Raw genomic sequence first — 24,539 nt, 5'->3', positions numbered from 1 at the left:
GGCCCGGTCCCGTTCGGTCAGCTCAGTGCCGGGAACGTGCCAACTACGGTGATCGGCGGCGCGGCGGGTGCGCGGGGCGGCGGCTCGTCGGGCGGCGGCCGAGGTCCGATTCCACCGCGTTGCGCTGGGCCGCCAGCGAGGCCGCGGCGGCGGCCCTGCGGAGCCGGCCGCCCGCCTCGTCCACCACGCGGGCGGGACGCGCGGGCAGGTGCCGCGCCACCCGGCGCCGCTGCCGCCAGCTCTCCCGGGCGCGGGCCCGGTGCTCGACGCGCAGGTGGTCGATGAGCCGGTCCAGGTGCATCAGCACCTCGCCGTACAGGGGCCAGGTGCCCCCGGCGTCGGCCCGTTCGCGCAGCTCCTGGACCAGGTGGTCGCGGTGCTCGCGGGCGTTGCGGATGTGCCAGTCAAGCTTCTGCTCGTCGCCCTCGGGGCGGGCGTCACGGGTCAGGTCCGAGCGGACCAGCCGGGCGTACACCGTCATGGCGGCGGCCAGTTCGTCCAGGGTCTCGGCCAGCAGGCGGCGCGGCGCGTCGGCCAGCATCACCCGCTCGGCGTCCGACAGCCGGGACGAGTCGGTGAGCGCCCGGGTCAGGCCGCGCAGCGACAGGGTGAAGTGCTCCATGGTCTCGACGCCGTTGCGCAGCGCCACCCCGGCGTCGATCAGCTTGACCGCGCGCGGGTTGAGGTTCAGCCGCACGCTGTCCTCGGCGTCGCCGAGCGCCTCGTCGGTGCTGCCGATGTCGCGGAACAGGTCGGCGGCCTGGTGGGCGCGGCGGTCGGCGGCGTGCGGGTCCAGGCCGCCCCGGACGTCGTCGCCCAGGCCCTTGACCAGCGCGGCGAGCCGGTCGCCCAGGCTCTCCACCGCCTCCTGGGCGGGCCGCACCCGCACCGAGGGCACCAGGAACGTCGCCAGCAGCCCGACGCCCGAGCCGATCAGCGTCTCCAGGATCCGGTCGGTGGCGGCCACGTCGTTGGTGGCGCCCAGCGCGAAGATCAGCATCGCGCTGATCGGCACCTCCAGCATGTGGTCGCCCAGCCGCAGCACGGTGCCGATGATCAGCGCGCACAGGATGGTGAGGCCGAGGCTCCACCAGGTGAAGCCGACCCCGTTGGCGAACAGCACGGCCACCAGCACCCCGGAGGTGACCGCCAGCACCCGCAACACGCTGGACTTGATCGTCTGGTAGACGGAGTACTGCACCACCAGCAGCGCCGTCAGCGGCGCCAGCAGCGGCGCGGGGCCGCCCTTGGGCAGCAGCCACAGCGCCATCAGGTAGGCGGCCACGGCGGTCAGCGTCAGCCGGGTGATCCGGAACGCGGTGGACTGGACCTCGGTCGCCACCTGGAGCGGCAGCCGGTCCGAACGGTCATCGGGACGGAAGAGCGCAGTCGTCATGAACCCTGGGAAGACTGTGAGGATGGAAGCAACGGTGGTGCGCCGGCCGCTGCGGGCGAGCACATCTACTACTCAATGCGAAGCGGCCCGCGAAAATGCCCATGCAGGGCAAATCCTGGTTAAAAGGAAAATGGGCCGCGTCAAGGGTTGTTGCGGCGGCGGGCCCGGAACGCCGCCACGTTGGTGCGGTTGGCGCACGCCTCCGAGCAGAACCGGCGGCGGCCCGCACGGGAGGTGTCGGCGTAGACCCGGTCGCAACCCTCGGCGGCGCAGACGCCGCTGCGGCCGAGGCCGTGCTCGCACACCATAGCCGACAGGTTCATGAGGGTGGTCGCCCGGAACCGCAGCGGCAGCTTGGCGCTGGGCGGGGCGTAGTGCAGGTGCAGCCCGAGGTTGTCGTGCCCCGACAGGTGCGGGTGCATGGGGGTCTCCAGCATGAGGTCGTTCAGCACCTCGACCGCCTGGGCCAGCTCGGTGGCCTCGAAGAACGGCCGCAGCGCCCGGCCCAGGATCTGGAACGCCTCGGCGTCGTGGTCCTGGAAGTCCTGCCAGAAGAAGTTGTTGGCGCGCAGGATCTCGCGCAGCGCGTCCGGGCCGTCGTCGTCGCCGCTGCCGGTGACGGCGTTCACCAGGGCCACGGCGGCGGCCACGCCGTGGCTGCGGTATCCGGTGATGTGCATCGCGCCTCACACGGTAGCCGGTACGGGGCCGGAGGGCGGTGCCGACCGGAGGCACCGCTCAGAAGCGGCCCCGGGCGGCCTCGATGATCTGCTCGGGGGACGCGCCGGCGAACAGCGCGCTCTCGCCGCGACGCACCGCCGCCACCGTGTCGGCCAGCGGCTCGCCCAGCGCTTCGGCCAGCACGGGATCGGCCTCGAAGGCGGCCACCGCCTCGTCCAGCGACGCGGGTAGCGCGGCGACGCCGAGCCGGTCGCGCTCGGCGGCGTCCAGCAGCGCCGGATCTGTCGTGACGGGGGCGGGCAGGACGGCCCCGGCCGCGAGCCCGGCCCGTCCCGCCGCCAGCAGTCCGGCCAGCGCCAGATAGGGGTTGGCGGTCGCGTCGAAGCACTTGACCTCGACGTTGGCGGCCTCGGTGTCGGCGGCGGTGCCGGTCCCGGCGGGCCCGGTGATCAACCGGAGTGCCGCCTCGCGGTTCTCCAGGCCCCAGCAAGCGAACGCGCCCGCCCAGTGTGAGGGGACCAGCCGCAGGTAGCTGACGACCGACGGCGCGCCGAGCGCCAGCAGGGCGGGCAGCCGCGCCAGGATCCCGGCGGTGAACGCCTCGCCCTCGGGCGTCAGGCCGCACGGCCCCGTGCCGCCGGACATCACGCTGACCGGCCCGCCCTCGTCCGCCCGCCACAGGCTGAGGTGCACGTGCCCGCCGTTGCCGACCTCCGCGCCGGTCCGGGGCGCGAAGCTCGCCGCCACGCCGTGCTCGCGCGACACCGCCCGGATCACCTGCCGCACCAGGATCGTGGTGTCGGCCGCGCCCACCGGGTCCTCGGCGGCGACCGACACCTCGAACTGCGACGGCGAGTACTCGGGATGCACCTGGTCGGCGGCGATCCCGGCGGCGGCCAGGCCCTGCACCACGTCGCGCAGGTAGGCGGCGGCGTCGATCAGCCGCGTCATGCCGTAGGCGGGCCCCGCGAACTCGGGGGCGGTGGTCCACTCCACCTCGAACGCGGCCCGCACCGACCAGCCCTCCGCCGCGAGCCGGTCCGTCTCGCGGCGCAGCGCCGCACGGCCGTCCACCGGGTGCGGCGCGCCGTCCTGGCCGTAGCGGTCGGCCGGGGCCCACGCCCAGCCGGGCAGGGCGGGCAGCGGGGTGAGCCGCTCGGGCACCGGGTGCAGCCGCAGGTCGCCGATCGCGCCGCCGGTGAAGCGGGCGGGCACCGCGGAGTCGTCCTGGAGGAAGGCGTCGAAGCAGGGGGAGGCGCCCACGCCCAGCGCGGCCGCCTGGCCGAGCCGCTCGACCGGCACCGCCTTGACCCGCACGATCCCGGCGGTGTCCACGAAGGTCAGCGCCACCACCGAGACGTTCTCGGCCATCAGCTCCTCGGCCTGCGCGGCGGCGGCCTCGCCGAGCACGGCGCGCCGTGCGGGGGTCAGGTGCGGTGGCTGGGCGGCGTGCTCGTCCACGGTCTCGCTCCCCGGTGGTGACGGCGTGTTGTCGCGGGGGCCTTTCGGAAGGGCCCGGTACGGGCATCGTAGGGAGACCGCCGGACCGTTGCACCCGGGAGGAACGCGCGTGTTGGACGTGCTGGAGCGGATGCGCCTGATCGATCACCACTGTCACGGTGTGTCGCGCCGCGACCTGGATCGCGCCGCTTTCGAGGGGATGCTCACCGAGGGCGGCGCGCCCGGCCCGCTGGGCGGCTCCATGTTCGACACCCGGGCCGGGCTGGCGGTGCGGCGCTGGTGCGCGCCGGTGCTGGACCTGCCGCCGCACGCCGCGCCCGACGACTACGTGGCGCGTCGGGCCGAGCTGGGCGCGGCGGAGGTCAACCGGCGGTTCCTGGCGGCGGCGGGCCTGGAGGCGCTGTGCGTGGACACCGGCTACCTGCCCGAACCGCTGCTGGAACCGGCCGAACTGGGGCGGCTGGCCGGGGCGCGCGCCCACGAGATCGTCCGGTTGGAGAAGGTCGCCGAGGACGCGGTGGCCGGAGGCGTCGGCGCGGGCGCGTTCGCCTCCGAGGTCCGCGCCCGGCTGGAGGTGCTGGCGGGCACGGCGGCCGGGGCCAAGTCGGTGGCCGCCTACCGCGCCGGGCTGGAGCTGTCGGGCGAGCGGCCCACCGCCGCCGAGGTCGTCGCGGCCGCCGGGCGGATGTTGCGCGAGGCCGACCGCGCGATGGCGGGGCGCAGCGCGCCGCCCCGCGTGGACGACGAGGCGCTGCACCGCTTCCTGGTGTGGTGCGCGGTGGACCTCCGGCTGCCGGTGCAGTTCCACGTCGGCTACGGCGACGCCGACGCCGACCTGCGGCGCGGCGACCCGCTGCTGCTGACCGGCCTGCTACGGGCGCTGGAGCCGACGGGCGTGCCGGTCCTGCTGCTGCACAACTACCCCTTCCACCGACAGGCCGGATACCTGGCGCAGGTGTTCGGGAACGTGTTCGTGGACGTGGGTCTGGCCACCCACAACCTGGGGCACCGGTCGTCCGCGCTGATCACCGAGCTGCTGGAGCTGGCCCCGTTCGGGAAGGTGCTGTACTCCTCCGACGCGTTCGGGCTGGCGGAGTTCTACCACCTGGGGGCGCTGCTGTTCCGGCGCGGCCTGGCGGTCTGCCTCCGGGAGGGAATCGACACCGACGCCTGGACCCGCGCCGACGCCGAGCGCTTCGCGGGGCTGGCAGCGTCCGGGAACGCGCGCCGGGTGTACGGATGGTGACCGCGCCGCTGGGTAGGCTCGCCAGCGACGACGATCTTCGACGTGCGGAGGTGCCACGATGCCCGAACGGCTGCTGGTGATCGGTGGCGACGCGGCCGGGATGAGCGCCGCGTCCCAGGCGCGGCGCGGCCGTCCCGACCTGGAGATCACCGTGCTGGAACGCGGCAACTTCGCGTCCTACTCGGCCTGCGGCATCCCCTACTACGTGGGCGGGGTCGTGGAGGACGCCGACGACCTGGTGGCCCGCACCCCCGAGCACTTCCGCGAGCGCGGCATCGACCTGCGCCTGCGGCACGAGGCCACCGAGATCGACCTGGACGGTTCCCGCGTCCGGGTCCGCGACCTGGACGGCGGCGGCGAGCGCTGGGAGCCCTACGACCAGCTCATGATCGCCACCGGCGCGGTGCCCGTCCGGCCGTCGCTGCCCGGCGCCGACGCCGACGGCGTGTACGGCGTGCAGGTCCTGGACGACGGCATCGCGATCCGCCGAGCGGTCGAGAAGGACAAGCCCGAGCGCGCCGTGGTGGTCGGCGGCGGCTACATCGGCCTGGAGATGGCCGAGGCGCTGGTGCAGCGCGGCCTGGACGTCACGCTGGTGGACGGGGCCGAGCAGCCGATGCGGACCATGGACCCCGACATGGGCGAGCTGATCGCCGACGCCATCCGCGGCATCGGCGTCCACCTGCACCTGGGCGAGCAGGTCGAGGGCTTCGACACCGACGGCGGCCACGTCACCGCCGTGCGGACGGGATCCCGCACCCTGCCCGCCGACATCGTCGTCCTCGGGCTGGGCGTCAAGCCCAACACCGAGATCGCCGAGGCGGCCGGGATCGAGACCGGACCGACCGGCGGCATCGTCACCGACCGGCGGATGCGCACCCGCAGCGAGAACGTGTGGGCGGCGGGGGACTGCGTGGAGAACCGGCACCTGATCTCCGGCGCGCCCGTCGCGATCGCCCTCGGCACCCACGCCAACAAGCAGGGCCGGGTCGCCGGGACCAACATCGGCGGCGGCTACGCCACCTTCCCCGGCGTGGTCGGCACCGCCGTCTCCAAGATCTGCCACGCGGAGGTCGCCCGCACCGGGCTGAGCGCCCGCGAGGCCGCCGAGGCCGGGTTCGACGCGCTGGAGGCGGTGGTGGAGTCCACCACCCGCGCCGGGTACCACCCGGGCGCGACCAGCATGCACACCAAGCTGCTGGTCGAGCGGCGCACCGGGCGGCTGCTGGGCGCGCAGATCGTCGGCGAGGAGAACGCGGCCAAGCGCATCGACGGGCTGGCGATCGCGTTGTGGAACGGCATGACGGTGGAGGAGATGACCGGCCTGGACCTGGGCTACGCGCCGCCGTTCTCGCCGGTGTGGGACCCGGTGCTGATCGCCGCGCGCAAGGCCGCCGCCCTGGTGGAGAAGGACATGCGCGACTCCGGCTGACCGGAGATCGTACGCGTCGGCGCGGGCTAGTCGTCCAGATCCACCGGCGGCAGCGGCTTGGTCGCCGGGCCGTGCTTGACCGAGCCGTCGGTGCCGAAGCGGGAGCCGTGGCAGGGGCAGTCCCAGGACTTCTCGGCGTCGTTGAAGGCGACCAGGCAGCCCAGGTGGGTGCACACGGCCGACACCGCCGAGACCGTCCCGTCGGGGTCGCGGTAGGCGGCGACGGGCTTGCGGCCCACGCGGGTGACGGTGCCCTCGCCGGGGGCCAGGTCGGCGATGCCGCCGCCGGGCGCGAACGCGCGGGCGTAGTCGCCCGCGTAGTGCAGGCCGGTCTTCGCGCCGAGCTTGGCCAGGCTCGGCGCGGACTGGCGGACGGTGCGGCGGGCCGGGTCGTACAGAGCCGCCCACGGATTGTCCTTGCCGGTGATCAGGTCGCTGAGCAGCAGGCCCGCCAGCGTGCCGTTGGTCATGCCCCACAGCGCGTACCCGGTGGCGACCCACAGGTGCCGGGCCAGCGGGTGGTAGCGGCCGATGTAGGGCAGCCGGTCGGCGGTGATGTTGTCCTGGGTGGCCCACCGGTGCGGGAACCCCGGCACGCCGAACCGGTCGGCGCCCCAGCGGGCGAGCCGGTCGAAGCGGGCGGAAACGTCGGTGTCCTCGCCGGGGTGGTAGCCCTCGCCGCCCAGCAGCAGGACGTCGCCGGGCTCGCCCTCGCGGCCGGGCGTGGTGCGCAGGGAGTGGCCGGTGTCGGCGGCGATGTACATGCCCTGCGGGGCGCTCGCGGGGGCGGGCGCGGCCATCAGCAGGGAGCGCCTGGGCTCCAGGCGGGCGAAGTAGAGGCCCCGGTCGAACACCGGGTAGTGCGTGGTGACGACCACGTCGCGGCCCTTGATCGTCCCGGCGGAGGTGTGCACGACGGTCTCGTCGGGCAGGCCGAGGCGCGACGCCCGCACGTTCTCGACGATCGTGCCGCCCGCACGGGTGATCTCCTCGGCGAGCCGCAACAGCCAGAGCCGGGGGTGGAACTCGGCCTGGGCCCGGAACCGCACCGCCCCGGCGACCGGGAACGGCAGCTCGGTCTCGGTCACGAAGTCGGCGGGCAGCCCCAGCTCGGCGGCGGTGTCGGCCTCGCGGCGCAACTTGTCCAGGTAGGCGGGGTCCTCGGCGTAGACGTGGTTGTCGCGCCGCCGGAAGTCGCAGTCCACACCTAGTTCGGCGACGCGCCCGGCGATCCACTCCAGCGCGGCGGTCTGGCTCTGCCCGAACGCGCGGGCCCGGTCGCGGCCGAACCGGCGCACCAGCTCGGCGTAGACCAGGTTGTGCTGGGCGGAGATCTTGGCGGTGGTGTGGCCGCTGACGCCCGCCGCGATCCGGTCGGCCTCCACCACGACCACCGACCGTCCAGCCTGGGTGAGCAGGTAGGCGGTGGTGAGGCCGGAGATGCCGCCGCCGAGCACCACCACGTCGGCCTCGCGCGGCAGGACGGACCGTGCGTCGGCGGGCGCGGGCGCGCTGTCCACCCAGTACGAGGGCGTCGTCTCGACCATGTTTCGCCTTTGCCCGGGTCAGGATCACCTAACCGCAGCGCGGGTAAGGGTTCGCCAGGGTTTTACGGGGTACCCGCGTTCCGTGTTGTTTCTGAGACCGCCGGGGGTTTATCGGCCCCAGGGCGACACCCACCTGCTGACCGAGGAACTGCACCGAGCCGGGATGCCGCCGGGGGCCCGGGTGCTCGACGTGTGCACCGGGACGGGTGCGGTGGCCATGTCCGCGGCGGGCGGCGGCGCGGGCCATGTCAGTGCCGTGGACGTGTCCGCGCGCGCCGTCTACGCGGCCCGCCTGAACGCGCGTTTGCGGGGGCTGCGTGTTCGGGTCGTGCGCGGCGACCTGCTCGGCCCGTTCGCGGGGGAGCGGTTCGACGTGATCCTCTCCAACCCGCCCTACGTGCCCGCGGTCTCGGGCCCGCCGCCCGCCCACGGCAAGGCCCGCGCGTGGGACGCCGGCGGCGACGGTCGCGCGCTGCTGGACCGCATCTGCGCCCACGCGCCGCGCCATCTGGCGGAGGGCGGGATGTTGATGATGGTGCACTCGGTGCTGAGCGGCGTGGAGGCGACGTTGTCGGCGCTGCGCGACCAGGGGCTGAAGGCGTCGGTGGTGGCCCGCCGCAACGAGCCGTTCGGTCCGGTGATGCGCGGCCGGGCGGCCGAACTCCGGGCCCGGGGGCTGATCGAGCCCGGACAGCGGGACGAGGAACTGGTGGTGATCCGTGCCGACCGCGTCGAATCCCGGTCGTGAGCGCCGCCGCGTGGTGGTGGAGCAGGGCGGCCCCGTCCTGGTGGAGGGCCCCGTCGAGGTGGAACTGCCCGACGGCTCGACGGTGACCTGCGACCGCTTCATGGTGGCGCTGTGCGCGTGCCGCCGCAGCAAGCGCTACCCCTTCTGCGACACCAGCCACCGCCGCAAGACCCGATCCCCGGCCAAGGACCGGAAACCGGGTCAGGACGAGGGTTAGGAGCGGGGGAGGGCCGGGAGAGGGCGGAGCAGTGAGCTGCGCCCCGCCTGCCAGCAGCGCAGCAGGTGGTCGCCGAGGCGGTCTTCCAGCAGGTCGGTGGCCTGGATGCCCAGTACCACGTCGGCGGCCAGTTCGGGTTCGCGTTCCAGCAGGGCGCCGATGACGTCGCGGCGCAGGACCTGTTCGTGCACCGCGTCGGCCTCGATGTGCTCGGTGTAGAACCGGGTGGCGCGCGGGGACGCGCCCAGGCGCTCCAGGGCGCGCGCCAGCCGGGCCGAGCCCGGCGCCGAGGTGATCTCGACGGAGGCGAAGTGCCCGACCATCGCCCCGCGCAGCGCCCGGTGCAGCCCGAACAGCGACATCATGTTGACGATCGCCAGCATCCGGGCGGGCACCAGGTCCAGGTAGCGCCCGTAGCGCGGGTCGAGGTCCAGCTCCTCCAGCATGTCGGCGAACAGCCGCGAGTGCATCGCCTCGGCGCGGCCGCCGCCGTACTCGTCGAACTCCACCGCCACCAGCGCCGCCTTGGCGCGGCCCCGCAGCCGGGGGATCACCCACGCCTGCGGGTCGGCCTCCTTGAGGTGGTAGATCGACCGGTGCGCCGCGTACTCGCGCATCTGCCACAACTCGCCGCCGTCGCGCAGGTGGTGGGAGACGCCGAAGGCGTCCACCGGCTCGGTCAGCAGCCCGTCGACGGCGGCCCCGACGTCGGAGCCGCCGGGCGTCCGCTCGCGCAGCGCGCGGAGGAAGTGCCGCTCCATCGAGCCGCGTAGCCGCAGCAGTTCGGGGTCCCACTCCCAGGCGGGGTCCACGCCGGAGAAGCCCTGGTAGTGCAGCTCGTAGCACAGGTACAGGGTGAGCTGGAGGTCCTCGCCGAACGCGTCGATCGACGCGCGGCGGCCCGCCTCCCGCGCCGCGGTGATCATGGGGGAGGAGGCCTCCCCCAGCGGGGCGCGGGCGAACGCCGTCACCACCGCCTCCGACAGGGGGCCGCGCGGTGCGGGCAGGCGCGGTGACCGGGCGTCGGTGCCCAGGGGGGCGATCGTGCTCGCTGTCATGCTTTCTCCCGGAATCGGCCGTGTGCCCCGGGTACCCGCCCAGGCGACGGCCATGCTTGCCGGGCCAGCATTTCGACCACGGCGTGCGGGCCGCGCGCGGCGGCGCGGCGCTGGCGGTCGGCGCCGGTGCCGTGCAGCGCGACGCGCGTCAGCAGGCCCCGGACCTCCGCCAGGTCGCCGGTCGCGGCGAGGACGGGCCGGACCCGCTCCAGCAGCGCCGACAGCCGGGCCGCCGCCGGGACCCGCCGCTCCTCCACCGGATCGACGGCGGGGCCCGCCGTCCCGTACCGCGCGGCCGTCCACAGCGCCGCCGCGCAGACCTCGTCGCGCACGCGCGGCGCGGTGCGGCCCGCGTCCAGGTCCGCCAGCGCGGCGCGGACCAGGGCGCGGGTCAGCGCGGCCTGGAGCACGGCCTCGTCCGCGGTGATCATCGCGTCGGCCGCCCGCACCTCCACGGTCGGCAGGTGCGGCGACAGCCGGGCGAGCCAGAACGTCATCGCCTCGTCCACCACGATCCCGCACTCCAGCAGGCGGGCCACCGCCCGGTCGTAGGCGACCGCCGACCCGAACCACGGCGGCACGCCCGAGCAGGGGAAGCGGGCCTGCTCCAGCATCCGCCAGCTCACGTGCCCCGAGTCGCGCCCCCGGTCGAACGGCGAGTTCGCCGCCAGCGCCAGCAGCATGGGGATCCAGGGCCGCAGGTGGTCGAGCACCGCCACGGCGGTGTCCCGGTCGGCGACGCCGACGTGCACGTGGCAGCCGGACACCTCGTAGCCGGAGATCGCCGCCGCGTACAGCCCGGAGATCCGCGCGGGCCGCTCGCCCGGCGTGAGCGGCGGCGCGTCCGCGGGCAGCACGGGCGTCCCGGTGGCGACCAGTTGCAGGCCCTCGTCGCGGGCCGCCGCCGCGAGCTGCTCCCGGCAGTCCATGAGCTGGCGGTGCAGCCCGCCCATGTCGGCGCACACGCCGGTGGCGGCCTCCACCTGCCCGGCCAGCAGCTCGGTCTGGAAGCTCGCGCCCGGCGCGCGCGGCGTGCCCGCCCGCGCCAGCACCTCGGCCGCGCGCGGCGCGCTCCGCCCGGTCGTCGGGTCGAGCAGCAGGAACTCCTCCTCCACCCCGACCGTCACTCCGTCACCCTCGGTCACCGCGATCCCCTCCCCCTCATGATCCTTTCCCGCGCGGGGCGCGCCGAAGCGGCGCCGGTACATCGCGCTGACCTGGGGGTCGTGTGGTACCGGGGACGTCAGTGCCGGGACGGGGCCTCGGCGTTCAGCTCCTCGTCGTCGGTGGGCACGCTGCGCCGGGTGGTGGGCAGCAGGCCCAGCACCCGGTCGCGGTCGCCCACGTCTCAGGGGAGCAGCGTGGTGTAGGCGCCCTGCGTGTAGGACGTGCGGGGCATCAGCATGTGCCGCAGCCGCGCGACCGCCTTGAACGGGGCAGTGAGCATGTCTTTCCCTCAGTGGACCGGCTGGAGCGCCAGGTGGCCCCCGGTGGAGGTCAGGCCGTCCTGGTCCATGCACGCCCCTTCTCGTTGATGGTCTCGCCGAGCCCGGCGAGGTCCGGGACCGGCAGCGCCCCGCGCCGGGCGGCCACGGCGACGGCCGCGCCCCCGGCGGCCACCAGCGCCAGGCGGCGGACGGCGGTGCGGCGCTTGCCGTGGTGGCCGCCGTGCACCCGGCCGGTGCCCGCGGCGGGGGTGTAGAGGTTGCCCGACATCGCCGGGGCCGGGTCCTGGCGGGACAGGTGGGCCTTGTCCACCTGCTTGGCCATGACCTTCTCCAGGGTCTGGGCGCTCATCCTGGCCTGGGCGCGCACCGCCTTCCCGGCCGGGCCGACCGTCACCTCCGGCTCGGGGTCCTTGACCAGGTCGACGATCGCCGAGGCGACCCGCTCGGGGGAGTACACCGGCGGCATCGCCTGGACCTTGCGGCCGGTGTAGTTGGCCACGTGGTCGAAGAAGGGGGTGTCGATGGTGGCGGGCTGCACCGTGCACACGTGGATCTTCTTGTGGTCGCCGGTCAGCCGCAGCTGCTGGCGCAGGCTCGCGCCGAGCGCGGTGGTGGCGGCCTTGGACATCACGTAGGCGGTGGAGTAGGGCTGCGGGGAGACGGCGGTGAGCGAGGAGACGTTCACCAGCACGCCCCGGCCCCGCTCGCGCAGGTGCGGCAGCGCGACGCGGGCGCCGTGCACGTAGCCCATGACGTTGACGTCCAGCACCCGCCGGAAGTCCTCCAGCGGCGCCTGCTCGAACGGCGCGAACATCCCGACGGCGGCGTTGTTGACCCACACGTCGATGCGGCCGAACCGGTCGGCCGCCTGCCGCGCGACCTCCTCCACCGCCGCGTAGTCGGCGGTGTCGGCGGGGACGGCCAGCGCCTCGCCGCCCGCCGCCTCGCACTCCAGCGCGACGGCCTCCAGCGCGTCCTTGCGGCGCGCCGCCAGCACCACGCGCGCGCCCTTGCGGGCGAACGCCAGCGCGGTGGCGCGGCCGATGCCGCTGGACGCGCCGGTGATGACCACGACCGAGTTCTTGATGCGCATGTGCCGCTCCTTGGAAAGTCCGGGACAACGGCCTCTACCCGTCACTTCATTGATCACGCCGGGGTTTGTCCTTCCTCTCCCGTACGGTGAGGCGCCATGACCGTTTTGGACCCTTCTCTGGAAGATGCCCTGGTCCTGCCGCCCGCGTGGCGCCGGAAACTGCATCCCCGCCGGGGCGGGCAGCCGGTGCCGGCGCCGGAGTCCGACGCGGCGGCGCTGGAGGTGTTGCGGGAGCGGCGCGCGGCGGCCGTCCCCGAGATCGAGGAGGTCGCCGGCCGGGCCCGCTCGGACGCGGCGCTGGCCGAGCGGACGCGCGCGTACCTGCGCGGCGAGCCCGTCCCCGAAGGCGCGGTGGCGGCAGCCCGGGTCTTCCTGGAGGGGCGGCTCTGGAGCAGTTGGGACACGCTCTGGGAGCCGCCGGTGCTGGTGGACCTGTGGATCGCCGAGCACGGTCTGGAGTTCGCGGTCCACGCGTTCCTGGTGGCCGACGAGGTGCAGGTGGAGTTCCAGCCGATCCCGGGCGGCGGCGGGCGATACGAGAAGTTGCTGCTGACCGAGCCTCGGGAGGATTGGGGGCATTTCGGGCTGTCGAGCGACGTGGGCTCCCCGGCGCACCGCCTGCGGGCCCGGCTGGCGGCGGCCGGGGACGAGGAGTACGAGCGGATCGCCGACCTGCTCGCCGCACGGTCCCGCACCCGCTACCAGCGGCTCGTCGCCGCCTACCTCGCGCCGACCCGCCGCGACCTGGTGGACGCCGCTCCCCGCACCTCCCACGTCGGCCGCTCCAACCTGTGGTGGATGCTCGGCTGCGCGCTGGGCCCGGGGGACCGGCCCGAGCCGGGGGTGATCATCTACCCCGGACGGCCGGAGGTGCTGGCCACCCTGCTGGAGGGCGTCGGCACGGCCCTCACCCCGGCCCTGCTCGCCTACCTGGACGACGCGATCGACCTCGGCGCGGGCCGCAAGGCGGTGTTGCGCGCCCTCGGCGTGATCCCGACCGACGAGGCGTTCCTCGGGATGCTGGAACGCGACGGCGGCAAGCACGTCCGCCCCGCGCTGCTGACGACGATGAAGCGGTTCCCCAGGCGGGCGCTGCGGCTGCTGGCCGAGACGGCGGCGGCACGCCCGGACGGCTCCGCCGCCGAACTGCTGACGCTGCACCTGGCGGCCCACCCGGATCTGGCAGCCGAACCGGAACTGCCGCAGGAGGCCCGCACCGCCGTGGAATCGGCCCGCGAGACCGACCCCCGCACTCCCGAAGCACCGCCAGAAGCACTGCCCCCGCTGCTGCTGGCCCCACCGTGGAAGCGCAAGCGCAAGGCCGCTGAACCCGTCACGGTCGCGAACCTCACACCGCCCGAGGCGCGGACGGCCTGGACGCCAGGAGAGCAGGCGGAATGGGCCGGACCCGACAACATCGAGGAGTGGTCCGACGCCCGGCAATGGGCCATCGTCGACGAGTTCGCCGACGCCGACTGGCCCAGGATGATCGCTCAGCTCCAGGCCGCCGAGCGGGTCGGCTTCGGCGGCGAGAACGCCCTGGCGTTCGCGCCCGACGCGCTGGTGCGCCCGCTGCTGGCCGACTGGAAGCCCCGCTACCGCTGGGAGCCGCGTCCGGCGCGGCGGCTGGTGGCCAGGTTCGGGCTCGACGCGCTGCCGCTGGCGCTGCGCGTCGTCCGCGACCGCCCGGACGGCTTCGGCGCGACCCTCCTGCCCTACCTGGACGCCGAGGTCGCGCTCCTGATGGCCGACTGGATGGCGCGCCTGCCGTCGTTGCGCCCGTCGGCCCGCGCCTGGTTCGAGCGGCACGGTACCGCCGCCGTCCCGCTGCTGGTGCCCGCCGCGCTGGGCGAGCCCGGCGGCGAGCGGCACGCCGCCGAGCGCGCGCTGCGCTTCCTCGCCACCCGGCACGGAGCCGAGGCCGTGGCGGAGGCGGCCGGCCCGCACGGCACCGCCGCCATCGAAGCGCTGCTGGCGGCCGACCCGCTGGAGGACTTCCCCGGCAAGGCCCGGCGGCTGCCGGAGTGGGCGTCCCCGGCGCTGCTGCCGCAGATCCTGCTGCGCGACCGCGCGCACGCGCTGCCGGACGCGGCGACCGCGCACGTCCTGACCGTCCTGACGGCGACCGACCTGGAGAACGTGTACGCGGGCGTCCACGTGATCCGGGAGGCGTGCGACCCGGCGTCGCTGACCGCGTTCGGCTGGACGCTTTTCGAGCGCTGGCGCGACGCGGGCGAGCCCGCCAAAGAGATCTGGGCGCTGGACCAGCTCGGCCTGACCGGCGACGACGAGACCGTGCGGCGGCTGGTCCCGGTCGTGTCCGCGTGGCCGGGCGAGGGCGGCCACCGCAAGGCCGCGGCCGGAGTGGAGGCGCTGGCGGCCATCGGCACCGACACGGCGCTGCGGCACCTCAACGAGATCGCGGAGAAGGTGCGCTTCCAGGGCCTGCAAACGCGGGCGCGCGAGAGAATGGAGCGGATCGCCGCCGGACGCGGCCTGACCCCCGACCAGCTCGCCGACCACCTCATTCCCGACTTCGGACTCGACTCCAGCGCCAGCCTGCTCCTCGACTTCGGGCCGCGCCGCTTCCGCGTGACGTTCGACGAGCAACTGCGGCCGTTCGTGACGACCGAGCACGGCGAACCCCGCGCCGCCCTCCCCAAACCCGGCGTCAAGGACGACCAGGACGCGGCCTCCGCCGCCCACCGGACGTTCGGCGAGCTGAAGAAGGGCGTGCGAACGGTCGCGGTCGAGCAGAGCGCACGCCTGGAGCAGGCCATGGCGGCGCAGCGCCGCTGGTCGGTGGCCGAGTTCCGCGAACGGTACGTCGCGCACCCGCTGATGTGGCACCTGGTGCGGCGGCTGCTGTGGATCGCCTGGGACGGCGACGAGCGCACCGGCAAGAGCACCGCGTTCCGCCTGGCCGAGGACCGCACGTTCGCCGACGTCGACGACGGCGTCCTCACCGTGCCGGAGACCGCGCGGATCGGCGTCGCCCACCCCGTGCACCTGGGGGAGACGCAGGCGGCATGGGCGGAGGTGTTCGCCGACTACGAGATCCTCCAGCCGTTCGAGCAGCTCACCCGCCCCGCCTTCCCGCTGCCCGACAAGGAGCGCGAGGCGAACGACCTGGCGCGGTTCGAGGGCGCGACCGTCCCGGTGCGGACGCTGCTGCGGCTGCAACGGCGCGGCTGGCGGCGCGGCGAGGCGCAGGGCAACGGCCGGGAGCGCTGGATCTCCCGCAGGCTCGCCCACGATCACTACCTGGTGCTGGAGTTCGGTCCCGGCATCAGCCCCGGCTTCGACGAGCAGGACCCCGACCAGCGCGTCGAGCACGTGTGGCTGGCCGCCGCGCCCGGCCGCCACGGCAAGGTGCGCCCGGTCGGGGTGTTCGGCGACCTGGACCCCGTGCTGGCCTCCGAGCTGCTGCTCGACCTGACCACCCTGACGGAGAACACGTGAGCGACGAGAACCCCCTGGTCCTGCCCGAGGACTGGCTGGCCGAACTGCACCCCCGGCGCGGCGGCCTGCCCGTGCCCGGCGTGCGGATCGGCCACGACGTCCTCCAGTCGGCGGCGGCGCTGACCGCCAAGGCGATGCCCGAGGTCGAGAAACGGCTCCCCGACGGCGACCCGGAACTGTCCGAGCGCGCTCGCGCGCACCTGGCGGGAACGCCCGACCCGGTCGGCGCGGCCGTGGTCGCCGCCGTCGCGGCGACGCTCAGATTCGACGGCCGGATGGCCCGGGTGATGCAGGCCTGGACCGTCGAGCACGGCCTGCCGTTCGCCGTCTGCGCCTACGCGGAGCTGAACGACATCTGGCCGGGCCACCGCCCGCACAGGCGCGGACGCGACGACGCCCGCCTGCGGAGGACGGGCATCGACGACCACCGGCTGTGGAGCTGGTGGGCGCGCGAGAAGGTGGCGCGCCCGTTGCGCGTGCTGATGGCGGCCGCGTCCGAGCAGGAGTACCGCGCGGCGGTCGACCGGCTCGCGGAGCACCGCGCCACCCCGGCCCAGCGGGTGGTCGCCGCCTATCTGGTGCCGTCCCGGCAGGACTGGGTGGACGACGCGTGCGCCGCGCCGCTGGCCGAAGGGACCTGGGAGGAGTGCGGCTGGATGCTGCTCAGCTCGCTGGGGTCGGCCGCACAGCTCGCCCTTCTGGGCGACAGGGCCCTGCCGGACTGGTACGGCTGGCCGCGAAGCGTGCTCGGCTCGCTGCTGGAAGGGCTCGGCCCCGCCGCCCTGCCCGTCCTCACCAAGGCTCTGGACCGGCATCCGGGAGCCGAGGAGGAGGCCCAGCACTTCCAGGCGCTGGCCCTGCTGCCCGCCGACGACGCGTTCCGCGCGGTGCTGGACCGGCTCGGCCGCAAACCGGCCCGCCCCGCCCTGATCGAGGCGGCGCGGCGCGCACCCGCCCGAGCGCTGCGGCTGCTGGCGGCGACGGCGGCCGGATCGGGCAAGCACGCCGGTACCGCCGCCGACCTGCTGGACGCGCACCTGCGCGACCACCCCGACCTGCCCGTGGACGAGCTGCCCGACAACGTGCGCACGTTCGTCGAAACGCTCCCGGCCCGGCGGACGCGCGTGCCCGAGGCCCCGCCGGAGGCGCTGCCGCCGCTGCTGGTCGAACCGCCGTGGACGCGGCGTCGCGTCAAGACCGAGCCGATCGTCGTGGCGGGCCTGACCCCGCCCGACGGCACGGAGTTGGTCTGGGCACCGGGCGAGCGGGACGTCTGGACCGAATCCCGGGGTCCCGTCTACGACCCGCCCGACGACGTCGAATGGACCGAGCTGGTCGCCGGTTACCGTGAGGGGCGGCTCAGCCTGTGGGAGCGGGAGACCGTCCTGGTGGACGGCCCGGCGGACCTGGTCCGGCCGCTGCTCACCAGCGACGTCGAGCATCCGGTCTACTCGGCCCGGGACTGGCTGCGGTCGGTGGTGGCACGGTTCGGGATGGACACGCTGCCGCTGGTGCTGGCGTTCGCCCGCGAGCGACCCGGCAGCCAGGGCCACTACCTGCTGCCGTTCCGCAGCGCCGAGATCGCGGTGCTGATGGCCGGCTGGCTGGTGCGGCTGAAGTCGGCGCGCCGCACGGCCCGCAAGTGGTTCACCCGCCACGGCCTCGCGACGGTCCCGATGCTGGTGCCCGACGCCGTCGGGGAACCCGGCGCGCGGCGGCGCAACGCCGGTGAGGCCCTGCGCCTGCTGGCGGCCAAGCACGGGAACGAGGCGGTCGTGGCGGGCGCGCGCCCCTACGGCGACCAGGCCGCCGCCGCGATCGCGACGCTGCTGGCGACCGACCCCCTGGACGTGCTCCCGGCGCGCATGCCGCGCGTCCCCGCCTGGGCCGAGCCGCGCCTGCTCCCGCAGGTCGTGCTGCGCGGCCGGACGGGCGCGCTGCCCGAGCGGGAGACCGGCCACCTGCTGACCATGCTGGCGCTGTCGCGGCCCGACGAGCCCTACCCCGGCGTCGCGATCGTCGCCGAGGCGTGCGACCCGGGCTCGCTGACCGAGTTCGCGTGGGCGTTGTTCCACCAGTGGGAGACGGCCGGGGCCCCGAGCAAGGGATCGTGGGCGCTGACGGCGCTCGGCCCGCTCGGCGACGACCGCGTCGTGCGCCGCCTCGCCCCGCTGATCCGCGAGTGGCCGGGCCGGTCCGCGCACGCCAGGGCCGTCGCCGGGACGGAGGTGCTGGCCAGGATCGGCACCGACGTGGCGCTGATGCACCTGCACGCGATCTCGCGCAGGGCGAAGTTCCACGGGCTGCGCGGCCGCGCGCAGGAGAAGATCGAGGAGATCGCGGCCGGGCTCGGGCTCTCGGAGGACCAGCTGGAGGACCGCCTCGTCCCCGACTTCGGCCTGGACGCCGAGGGCGGCATGGCGCTCGACTACGGCCCGCGCCGCTTCCGCGTCGGCTTCGACGAGCAGTTGCGGCCGTTCGTGACGACCGAGGACGGCAAACCGCGCCGCACCCTGCCCAAGCCCGGCGCGAAGGACGACCCGGTGCTCGCGCCCGCCGCCCACGCCCTGTTCGCCGGGTTGAAGAAGGACGTGCGGGCCGTCGCCGCCGACCAGCGCCAACGCCTGGAGCGGTCGATGACGGAGCGTCGGCTCTGGTCGGTCGAGGAGTTCCGCGCCTACCTGGTGGAGCACCCGCTGATGTGGCACTTCGCGCGGCGGCTGGTCTGGCTCGCCGACGGCGTGCCGTTCCGCCTCGCCGAGGACCGCTCCTACGCCGACGTCGAGGACGACGAACTGCCCCTCCCCGCCACCGCGCGGATCGCGGTCGCGCACCCCGCCGACCTCGGGGACGCGCTGCCGGAGTGGGCGAAGGTGCTGGAGGACTACGAGATCCTGCAACCGTTCCCGCAGCTCGACCGGCCCGCCTTCCTGCTCACCGCGCAGGAGCGGGCGGGCGACCGGCTCACGCGCTTCGAGGGCGCGGGCCTGCCCGCCGTCGACCTGCTGCGCCTGCTCTGGCGCGGCTGGAACGACGGAAGCGCCGACGGGGACGGCCGCCAGTACGCGATGAGCCACCAGGTGGACGGCGGGCGCGTCGAGATCACGTTCGGGCCCGGCATCAAGTTCGGCTACCTGGAGAACAACCCCGACCAGACGCTCGGAACCCTCCGCCTGCACGGCCCCGGCCGCTTCGGCGACCTGCCCCCGGCCGCCGTCTCCGAACTGCTGCTCGACCTGACCACCCTGACGGAGACCCCGTGACCGACGAGAACACCCTCGCCCTCCCGACCGCGTGGCGTCGCCGCCTGCACCCGCGCCGGGGCGGCGTCCCGGTCCCCAAGGCCAAGCCCGCCGCCGACGCGGAAGACGTGCCCGACGTGCTGGTCTCCCCGCCCTGGACCCGCACGCCCGCCCGCACCAAGCCCGCCGTCCGCACCGACCTGACGCCGCCCGCCGACACCACCGCGACCTGGGCGGACGGCGAGCGCGAGGAGTGGGCGGCCGTCCGGCGCGGCCGTTTCCTGCGCGACCCCCGCGTGGACTGGAAGCGCCTGGTCCGCGACTACGAGGCGGGCACCCTCCAGTACGGCGACACGACCCTGATGACCGAGGGCCCCGAAGAGCTGATCCGCGACCTGCTGCCCGACTGGCGCGGCTACTACCACGCCGACGCCGACCGCTTCCTGCGCCCGGTCGCGGCCAAGTACGAGACGGCCGTGCTCCCGGCGCTGCTGCGCTCGGCCGGGCGCAACCCGAGCGTGTGCGGCGAGTTCCTGCTGCCGTTCCGCGGCCCCGAGGTCGCCCGGACGATGGCCGACCACCTGGTGCGGTTGAAGACCGGGCGCGCGAACGCGGAACGCTGGCTCGACCGGCACGGCCCGGCCGCCGCCCGCCTGCTGGTCCCCGACGCGCTCGGCCGGGCGGGCAAGGCCCGTCGCAACGCCGAGAGCGCGCTGCGGTACCTGGCCGGACGGCTCGGCCCCGACACGGTCGTGGAGATCGCGCGCGAGTACGACGACGCGGCGGCGACGGCGGTCGGGGACCTGCTCGCCGCAGACGACGCGATGCCCGCCACGATCCCGACCGTCCCCGCCTGGGCCGACCCCGCGCTGCTGCCTCCGGTGCGGCTGCGGGGGAGCGGCCGGGAACTGCCCGCCGCCGCGATCCGGCACCTGGTCACCCTGCTCGCCATGACCGGGCCGGGCGGCGCACGCCCCGAGACGCGCGCCGTCCGCGACGCCTGCGACCCCGGCTCGCTCGCCGCGTTCGGCTGGGCGCTGTTCGAGCGCTGGCAAGAGGCGGGCACCCCGGCCGACCAGAGCTGGGCGCTCGCCCAACTCGGCGTGACCGGGGACGACGCCGCCGTGCGCCGCCTCACCCCGATCATCCGTGCCTGGCCGGGCAAGGGCGGCCACGCCAGGGCCGCCGCCGGGCTGGACGTGCTGGCGGCGATCGGCACCGACGTGGCGCTGATGCACCTGCACGGCATCGCGCAGAAGGTACGGTTCGCCGCGCTCCAGGAGCGGGCCGGGAAGAAGATGGCGGAGGTCGCCGAACGGCGCGGCCTCACCCCCGACCAGCTCGCCGACCGCCTGGTGCCCCGCCTCGGCCTGGACGCGTCGGGCGGCCTGACCATGGACTACGGGCCGCGCCGCTTCCACGTGGGCTTCGACGAACAGTTCAGGCCGCTCATCACTGACGAGGATGGCAAGCTCCGCAAGACCCTCCCCAAACCGGGCGTCAAGGACGACCAGACGCTCGCCACCGACGCCTACAAACGGTTCGCGGAGTTGAAGAAGGACGTCCGGACCGTCGCCGCGCAGCAGATCCGGCGCCTGGAGACGGCGATGGTGGACCGCCGCCACTGGACGCCCGCCGAGTTCCACGAACATCTCGTCGGGCACCCGCTGCTGTGGCACATCGTGCGCCGTCTGGTGTGGCTGGCCGACGGGACGCCGTTCCGCGTCGCCGAGGACCGCACCCTCGCGGACGTGGAGGACGACGCCTTCGCCCTCCCCGAGAACGCGCAGATCGGCATCGCCCACCCGCTCGACCTGGGCGAGGCCGTCAAGGCGTGGGCGGAGGTGTTCGCCGACTACGAGATCCTGCAACCGTTCCCGCAGCTCGGCCGCCCCGTCCACGCCCTCACCGACGCAGAGCGGAAGGCCCGGAGCCTCGGCCGCTTCACCGACGTGACGGTCCCGGTCGGCCGCGTCCTCGGTCTGGAGCGGCGCGGCTGGCGGCGCGGCACCCCGATGGACGCCGGTGTCCAGGAGACGATCTCCCGCGCGCTGCCCGGCGGCCGGGAGGTCACGGTCCTGCTCGATCCCGGCATCCCGGTCGGCTACGTCGAGGGTGCCGGTGACCAGCGGATCGAGGACGTCATGGTGGTGCCCGGCGTGTTCGGCGACCTGGACCCGGTTGCGGCCTCCGAGGTGCTGGCCGACCTCGCGGAAATCGTCAGGGAGACCCCATGAGCGCCGCGTTCCCCGTCGAGGCCCTTCCCGCCGTCTGGCGGCGCGGCCTGCACCCGCGCCCCGGCGGAGCCGTCCCGTCCCCGATCGTGCCCGACCCCTCGGCGGCGACGGACCTGCGCGACTGGATCACCGCGTCACGGGAGCCGATCGAAGCGGCCCTGGGCGACGACCTCACCGACCCCGAGCTGGCCGCCGCCGTCCGCGCCCACCTGGCGGGCGACGCCGACCCGCTCGGCGCGGCCGGTCTGACGACGATCCTGGGCCGGACCGGCGACGCCACACTGCACGAGGCCGTGCTGAGATCGGGCGACGCCTGGATCACCGAGCACGGCCTGGAGTTCGCCGCCCGCACGCTGGTGGAGCTGACCGGCGTCGACACCGAGTTCCAGTCCTGGAGCTCCAACCCCGACGACAGGCGCTGCACCCTGCGGCGGCCAGAACACAAGCATCAGCTCGGCGGCCTGTGGGAGGCGCGCGAGACGCCGCGCCGCGTCCGCACGCTGCTGACCGCCGCCGCCGAACCGGAGCGCCGGGCGGTGGAGGAACGCCTCGCCGAGATGCGCGAGACCCCGCTGCGCCGCGCCATGGTCTCCTACCTGACCCCCGGTCGGCGGGACTGGCTGGACGAGTGCTGCGCCACCCCGCTCGACATGTACGCGAAGGAGGGCATGGCGACGTGGCTGCTCTGGGCCTCGGTCGGCACCGCCGAACAGGCCGCCGCACTCGCAGCCTGGTCGCCCCTGGGCTACTACGAGCTTGAGGGTGGCCTGCTGGCCTCGGCCTACGAAGGGATCGGCGAAGCGCTCGTCCCGTACCTGGCGACGGCCCTGGACTCCACCTGGGACGCCGCCGGGCGCAAGGTCGCGCTCAACCTGCTGGCCGCCCTGCCGTCCGACGAGGCGTTCGCGCAGTTGGTGGACCGCTCAGACAACAAGCACGTCCGCTCGGTGCTGCTGACCGCCGCCAAGCGCCACCCCGAACGGGCGTTGCGGCTGCTGCCGGCCGCGCCCATGAGTGCGGCCGTCGCCAACGTCCTCACCGAACTCGCTCTGACCTGCCCTGACCTGGTCTCCGCACGGCTTCTCGAACTGCCCGACGAGGCGCGCGCCGTCGTCCGCAGGGTCCTGGACGCCTCGGCCCGAGGCCCGGAGGCCACCCCCGCCGACCTGCCCGATCTGCTGGTGTCCCCGCCCTGGACGCGGAAGCGGAAGGCCGCCAAGCCCGTCGTGCTGGAAGGACTCGTCCCGCCCACCGAACCGGAAGCCGCCTGGGCGGACGGCGAACGGGCACGCTGGCTGGCCTCCGGCGACGCCCCCACCACCCCCGACGCCGACTGGGCGGCCGAGGCCGCCCGCGCCCTCGACTCCCCGACGAGCTGGTGGTGGCAGGGCGCGCAGGTCCTGACGCACGCGCCCGCCGACCTGGCCCGCCCGCTGCTGGCGGACTGGACCCCCGGCCGCGCGTGGTGGGCCGGGAGCTGGATTCCGGCCGTCGCCGCCCGCTTCGAGACCGCCGCCCTGCCCCTGCTGCTGCGGATCGTGCACCAGAGCCCGGCTCAGAGCGGCGACGCGCTGCTGCCGTTCCGCGCCCCCGAGGTCGCCCGGCTGATGGCCGACTGGCGGGCCCGCTTCAAGTCGAAGCGGCCCCTCGCAACGCGCTGGTTCGGCAGGCACGGCGCGGCCGCCGCCCGCCTCCTGGTTCCCGACGCCCTGGGCGCGCCCGGCCAGGAACGCCGCAACGCCGAAGCGGCACTGACGGGACTGGCCGCCGCCCTGGGCCCTGACGCCGTCGTCGCCGCAGCCGCCGAGTACGGCGACGCGGCCGCGCGAACGATCGAAACGCTGCTGTCGGGCGACCCGCTCGACCGTCTCCCCGCCCGCGTCCCCAAGCCCGGAGCCTGGGCCGATCCCGTCCTGCTGCCCCACGTCCTGCTGCGCGACCGGACTCTCGCCCTCCCGGCGGACGCCACCCGGCACCTGATCACGATCCTGGCGATGTCCCCGCCGGAGGAGCCGTACGCGGGACTGGAAGTGGTGCGCGAGCTGTGCGACCCGGCGTCGCTGGCCGCGTTCGGGCGCGCCCTGTTCGCCCGGTGGCTGGAGGCCGACGCACCGTCCAGGGACGGCTGGGCGCTGACCCAGCTCGCGCTGACCGGCGACGACGAGACGGTGCGCGTCCTCGCCCCGCAGATCCGCGCCTGGCCTGGCGAAGGCAGCCACAAGCGGGCCGTCAGCGCCCTGGAGGTGCTGGCCGCCATCGGCTCGGACACCGCGCTGATGCACCTGGACGGCATCGCGCGGAAGGTGAAGTTCAAGGCCCTCAAGAACCGCGCGCAGGAGAAGGCGCAGGAGGTCGCCGACAACCTCGGCCTCACCCCGGACCAGCTCGCCGACCGCCTGGTGCCCGACTTCGGCCTGGACGCGGACGGCAGCCTGGTCCTCGACTACGGCCCGCGCCGCTTCACCGTCGGCTTCGACGAACGGCTCAACCCCTACGTCCTGGACGGCACCGGCAAGCTTCGCAAGGTGCTGCCCAAGCCCGGAGCCAGCGACGACGAAGCCCTCGCCACGGCCGCCTACCAGCGCTTCGCCGGGCTCAAGAAGGACGTGCGCACGGCCGCCGCCGCCCGGCTCCGCCGCATGGAGGCGGCCATGGTGGAGCGCCGCCATTGGACGTCCGCCGAGTTCCAGGCCCTGCACGTGGACCATCCGCTGGCGTGGCACATCGCGCGCCGCCTGGTGTGGTTCGCGGACGAGAAGCCGTTCCGCATAGCGGAGGACCGCACGTTCGCCGACGCGCAGGACGAAGTGTTCACCCTCCCCGAAGACGCCCGGATCCGCATCGCGCACCCCATCGATCTGGGGGAGGGCACGAAGGCGTGGGCCGAGGTGTTCGCCGACTACGAGATCCTGCAACCGTTCCCACAGCTCACCCGCCCCGTTCACACCCTCACCGACGCCGAGCGCGCCTCCGGCCGCATCGAACGCTTCGCGGGCGTCACGGTGCCCGTCGGCAGGATCTTCGGCATGGAGCACCTCGGCTGGGAACGCAAGTCGGGCGGCGGCTCCTGGGCGCAGGACATGATCGTCCGACCCCTGCCCGGTGGACGCCGCCTGGTCGTCGGCCTGGACCCCGGCATCGAGCCGGGCGCGGCGGCCGACCAGACGCTCGGAGCCGCGACCCTCGCCGGGAACGCCGGCCTCGGCGCGCTCGACCCCCTCCTGGCCTCGGAGGTCATCGCCGAACTCGACACCTTGGCCGGTTGACGAAC

General features: G+C 74.8%; 15 protein-coding genes. 8 read left to right on the top strand and 7 right to left on the bottom strand.

Annotation, left to right across the window (positions count from 1 at the left end):
• Window positions 1–43: 43 nt before the first annotated feature.
• The 3 genes from AH6_RS16725 to AH6_RS16715 all read right to left on the bottom strand — a co-directional run bounded on the left by AH6_RS16725 (window position 44) and on the right by AH6_RS16715 (window position 3,538).
• Window positions 44–1,396 carry an FUSC family protein gene (locus AH6_RS16725; protein WP_067480555.1) on the bottom strand — a complete coding sequence of 451 codons (1,353 nt, stop codon included), beginning with the start codon at window positions 1,394–1,396 and terminating at the stop codon, window positions 44–46.
• A 140-nt stretch (window positions 1,397–1,536) separates the two neighbouring features.
• Window positions 1,537–2,076 carry a CGNR zinc finger domain-containing protein gene (locus AH6_RS16720; protein ID WP_067480552.1) on the bottom strand — a complete coding sequence of 180 codons (540 nt, stop codon included), beginning with the start codon at window positions 2,074–2,076 and terminating at the stop codon, window positions 1,537–1,539.
• A 58-nt stretch (window positions 2,077–2,134) separates the two neighbouring features.
• Window positions 2,135–3,538, bottom strand: coding sequence for a type I glutamate--ammonia ligase (locus AH6_RS16715; RefSeq protein ID WP_218005855.1), 1,404 nt, complete (start codon window positions 3,536–3,538; stop codon window positions 2,135–2,137).
• Window positions 3,539–3,647: 109 nt separating this feature from the next.
• Between AH6_RS16715 and AH6_RS16710 the strand changes: the two genes are divergently transcribed.
• Both AH6_RS16710 and AH6_RS16705 read left to right on the top strand, forming a co-directional pair.
• Entirely contained in the window at window positions 3,648–4,784 is a 1,137-nt protein-coding gene (locus AH6_RS16710; RefSeq protein ID WP_245679341.1) for an amidohydrolase family protein, read from the top strand.
• Window positions 4,785–4,842: 58 nt separating this feature from the next.
• Window positions 4,843–6,216, top strand: coding sequence for an FAD-dependent oxidoreductase (locus tag AH6_RS16705; protein WP_067480549.1), 1,374 nt, complete (start codon window positions 4,843–4,845; stop codon window positions 6,214–6,216).
• 26 nt (window positions 6,217–6,242) lie between these two features.
• On the opposite strand, the gene AH6_RS45940 is transcribed toward AH6_RS16705, so the two are convergent.
• Window positions 6,243–7,763: an FAD-dependent oxidoreductase gene (locus AH6_RS45940; protein ID WP_067480546.1), complete on the bottom strand. Its 1,521-nt coding sequence runs from the start codon at window positions 7,761–7,763 to the stop codon at window positions 6,243–6,245.
• Between the two features lie 82 nt (window positions 7,764–7,845).
• Between AH6_RS45940 and AH6_RS16695 the strand changes: the two genes are divergently transcribed.
• Together AH6_RS16695 and AH6_RS16690 are read left to right on the top strand one after the other, a co-directional pair.
• Window positions 7,846–8,511 carry a HemK2/MTQ2 family protein methyltransferase gene (locus AH6_RS16695; protein WP_157431523.1) on the top strand — a complete coding sequence of 222 codons (666 nt, stop codon included), beginning with the start codon at window positions 7,846–7,848 and terminating at the stop codon, window positions 8,509–8,511.
• Window positions 8,483–8,728, top strand: a complete 246-nt coding sequence (locus AH6_RS16690) for a CDGSH iron-sulfur domain-containing protein (RefSeq protein WP_067480543.1) — start codon at window positions 8,483–8,485, stop codon at window positions 8,726–8,728. The genes AH6_RS16695 and AH6_RS16690 overlap by 29 nt, the downstream gene beginning before the upstream one ends.
• Here AH6_RS16690 and AH6_RS16685 read toward each other — a convergent pair.
• The 3 genes from AH6_RS16685 to AH6_RS16675 form a co-directional block, all read right to left on the bottom strand.
• Window positions 8,725–9,786, bottom strand: coding sequence for an iron-containing redox enzyme family protein (locus AH6_RS16685; protein WP_067480540.1), 1,062 nt, complete (start codon window positions 9,784–9,786; stop codon window positions 8,725–8,727). The genes AH6_RS16690 and AH6_RS16685 overlap by 4 nt on opposite strands.
• Window positions 9,783–10,931 carry a carboxylate-amine ligase gene (locus AH6_RS16680; protein WP_245679340.1) on the bottom strand — a complete coding sequence of 383 codons (1,149 nt, stop codon included), beginning with the start codon at window positions 10,929–10,931 and terminating at the stop codon, window positions 9,783–9,785. The genes AH6_RS16685 and AH6_RS16680 overlap by 4 nt, the downstream gene beginning before the upstream one ends.
• A 352-nt stretch (window positions 10,932–11,283) precedes the next feature.
• Complete coding sequence (locus AH6_RS16675; protein ID WP_067480536.1) at window positions 11,284–12,327, bottom strand: SDR family oxidoreductase; 1,044 nt, start codon at window positions 12,325–12,327, stop codon at window positions 11,284–11,286.
• 96 nt (window positions 12,328–12,423) lie between these two features.
• Here AH6_RS16675 and AH6_RS16670 point away from each other — a divergent pair, with 96 nt between their 5' ends.
• From AH6_RS16670 to AH6_RS16655, 4 genes are read left to right on the top strand one after another with little or no spacing between them, the layout of a single operon-like run.
• A complete protein-coding gene (locus AH6_RS16670; protein WP_067480533.1) occupies window positions 12,424–15,789 on the top strand; it encodes a DUF4132 domain-containing protein in 3,366 nt (1,121 codons plus the stop codon).
• A complete protein-coding gene (locus AH6_RS16665; RefSeq protein ID WP_067480530.1) occupies window positions 15,786–19,052 on the top strand; it encodes a DUF4132 domain-containing protein in 3,267 nt (1,088 codons plus the stop codon). The genes AH6_RS16670 and AH6_RS16665 overlap by 4 nt, the downstream gene beginning before the upstream one ends.
• Window positions 19,049–21,268, top strand: a complete 2,220-nt coding sequence (locus tag AH6_RS16660; protein WP_067480527.1) for a DUF4132 domain-containing protein — start codon at window positions 19,049–19,051, stop codon at window positions 21,266–21,268. Before AH6_RS16665 ends, AH6_RS16660 begins: the two co-directional genes overlap by 4 nt.
• Window positions 21,265–24,534 (top strand): DUF4132 domain-containing protein, encoded by a 3,270-nt coding sequence (locus tag AH6_RS16655; RefSeq protein WP_067480524.1) that lies wholly within the window; start codon window positions 21,265–21,267, stop codon window positions 24,532–24,534. The genes AH6_RS16660 and AH6_RS16655 overlap by 4 nt, the downstream gene beginning before the upstream one ends.
• Window positions 24,535–24,539: the final 5 nt, after the last annotated feature.

This window comes from Actinomadura hibisca NBRC 15177 (assembly GCF_001552635.1).
Classification (GTDB): domain Bacteria; phylum Actinomycetota; class Actinomycetes; order Streptosporangiales; family Streptosporangiaceae; genus Spirillospora; species Spirillospora hibisca.
Note: the sequence above shows the minus strand (reverse complement) of the source record. Positions and strands in the feature narration are given on the sequence as shown.

What these genes read in the sequence shown, in the direction of transcription:
- AH6_RS16725 (WP_067480555.1), bottom strand. Translation starts at nt 1,396, where the DNA reads ATGACGACTGCGCTCTTCCGTCCCGATGACCGTTCGGACCGGCTGCCG.
- AH6_RS16655 (WP_067480524.1), top strand. Translation starts at nt 21,265, where the DNA reads ATGAGCGCCGCGTTCCCCGTCGAGGCCCTTCCCGCCGTCTGGCGGCGC.
- AH6_RS16670 (WP_067480533.1), top strand. Translation starts at nt 12,424, where the DNA reads ATGACCGTTTTGGACCCTTCTCTGGAAGATGCCCTGGTCCTGCCGCCC.
- AH6_RS16720 (WP_067480552.1), bottom strand. Translation starts at nt 2,076, where the DNA reads ATGCACATCACCGGATACCGCAGCCACGGCGTGGCCGCCGCCGTGGCC.
- AH6_RS16675 (WP_067480536.1), bottom strand. Translation starts at nt 12,327, where the DNA reads ATGCGCATCAAGAACTCGGTCGTGGTCATCACCGGCGCGTCCAGCGGC.
- AH6_RS16705 (WP_067480549.1), top strand. Translation starts at nt 4,843, where the DNA reads ATGCCCGAACGGCTGCTGGTGATCGGTGGCGACGCGGCCGGGATGAGC.
- AH6_RS45940 (WP_067480546.1), bottom strand. Translation starts at nt 7,763, where the DNA reads ATGGTCGAGACGACGCCCTCGTACTGGGTGGACAGCGCGCCCGCGCCC.
- AH6_RS16685 (WP_067480540.1), bottom strand. Translation starts at nt 9,786, where the DNA reads ATGACAGCGAGCACGATCGCCCCCCTGGGCACCGACGCCCGGTCACCG.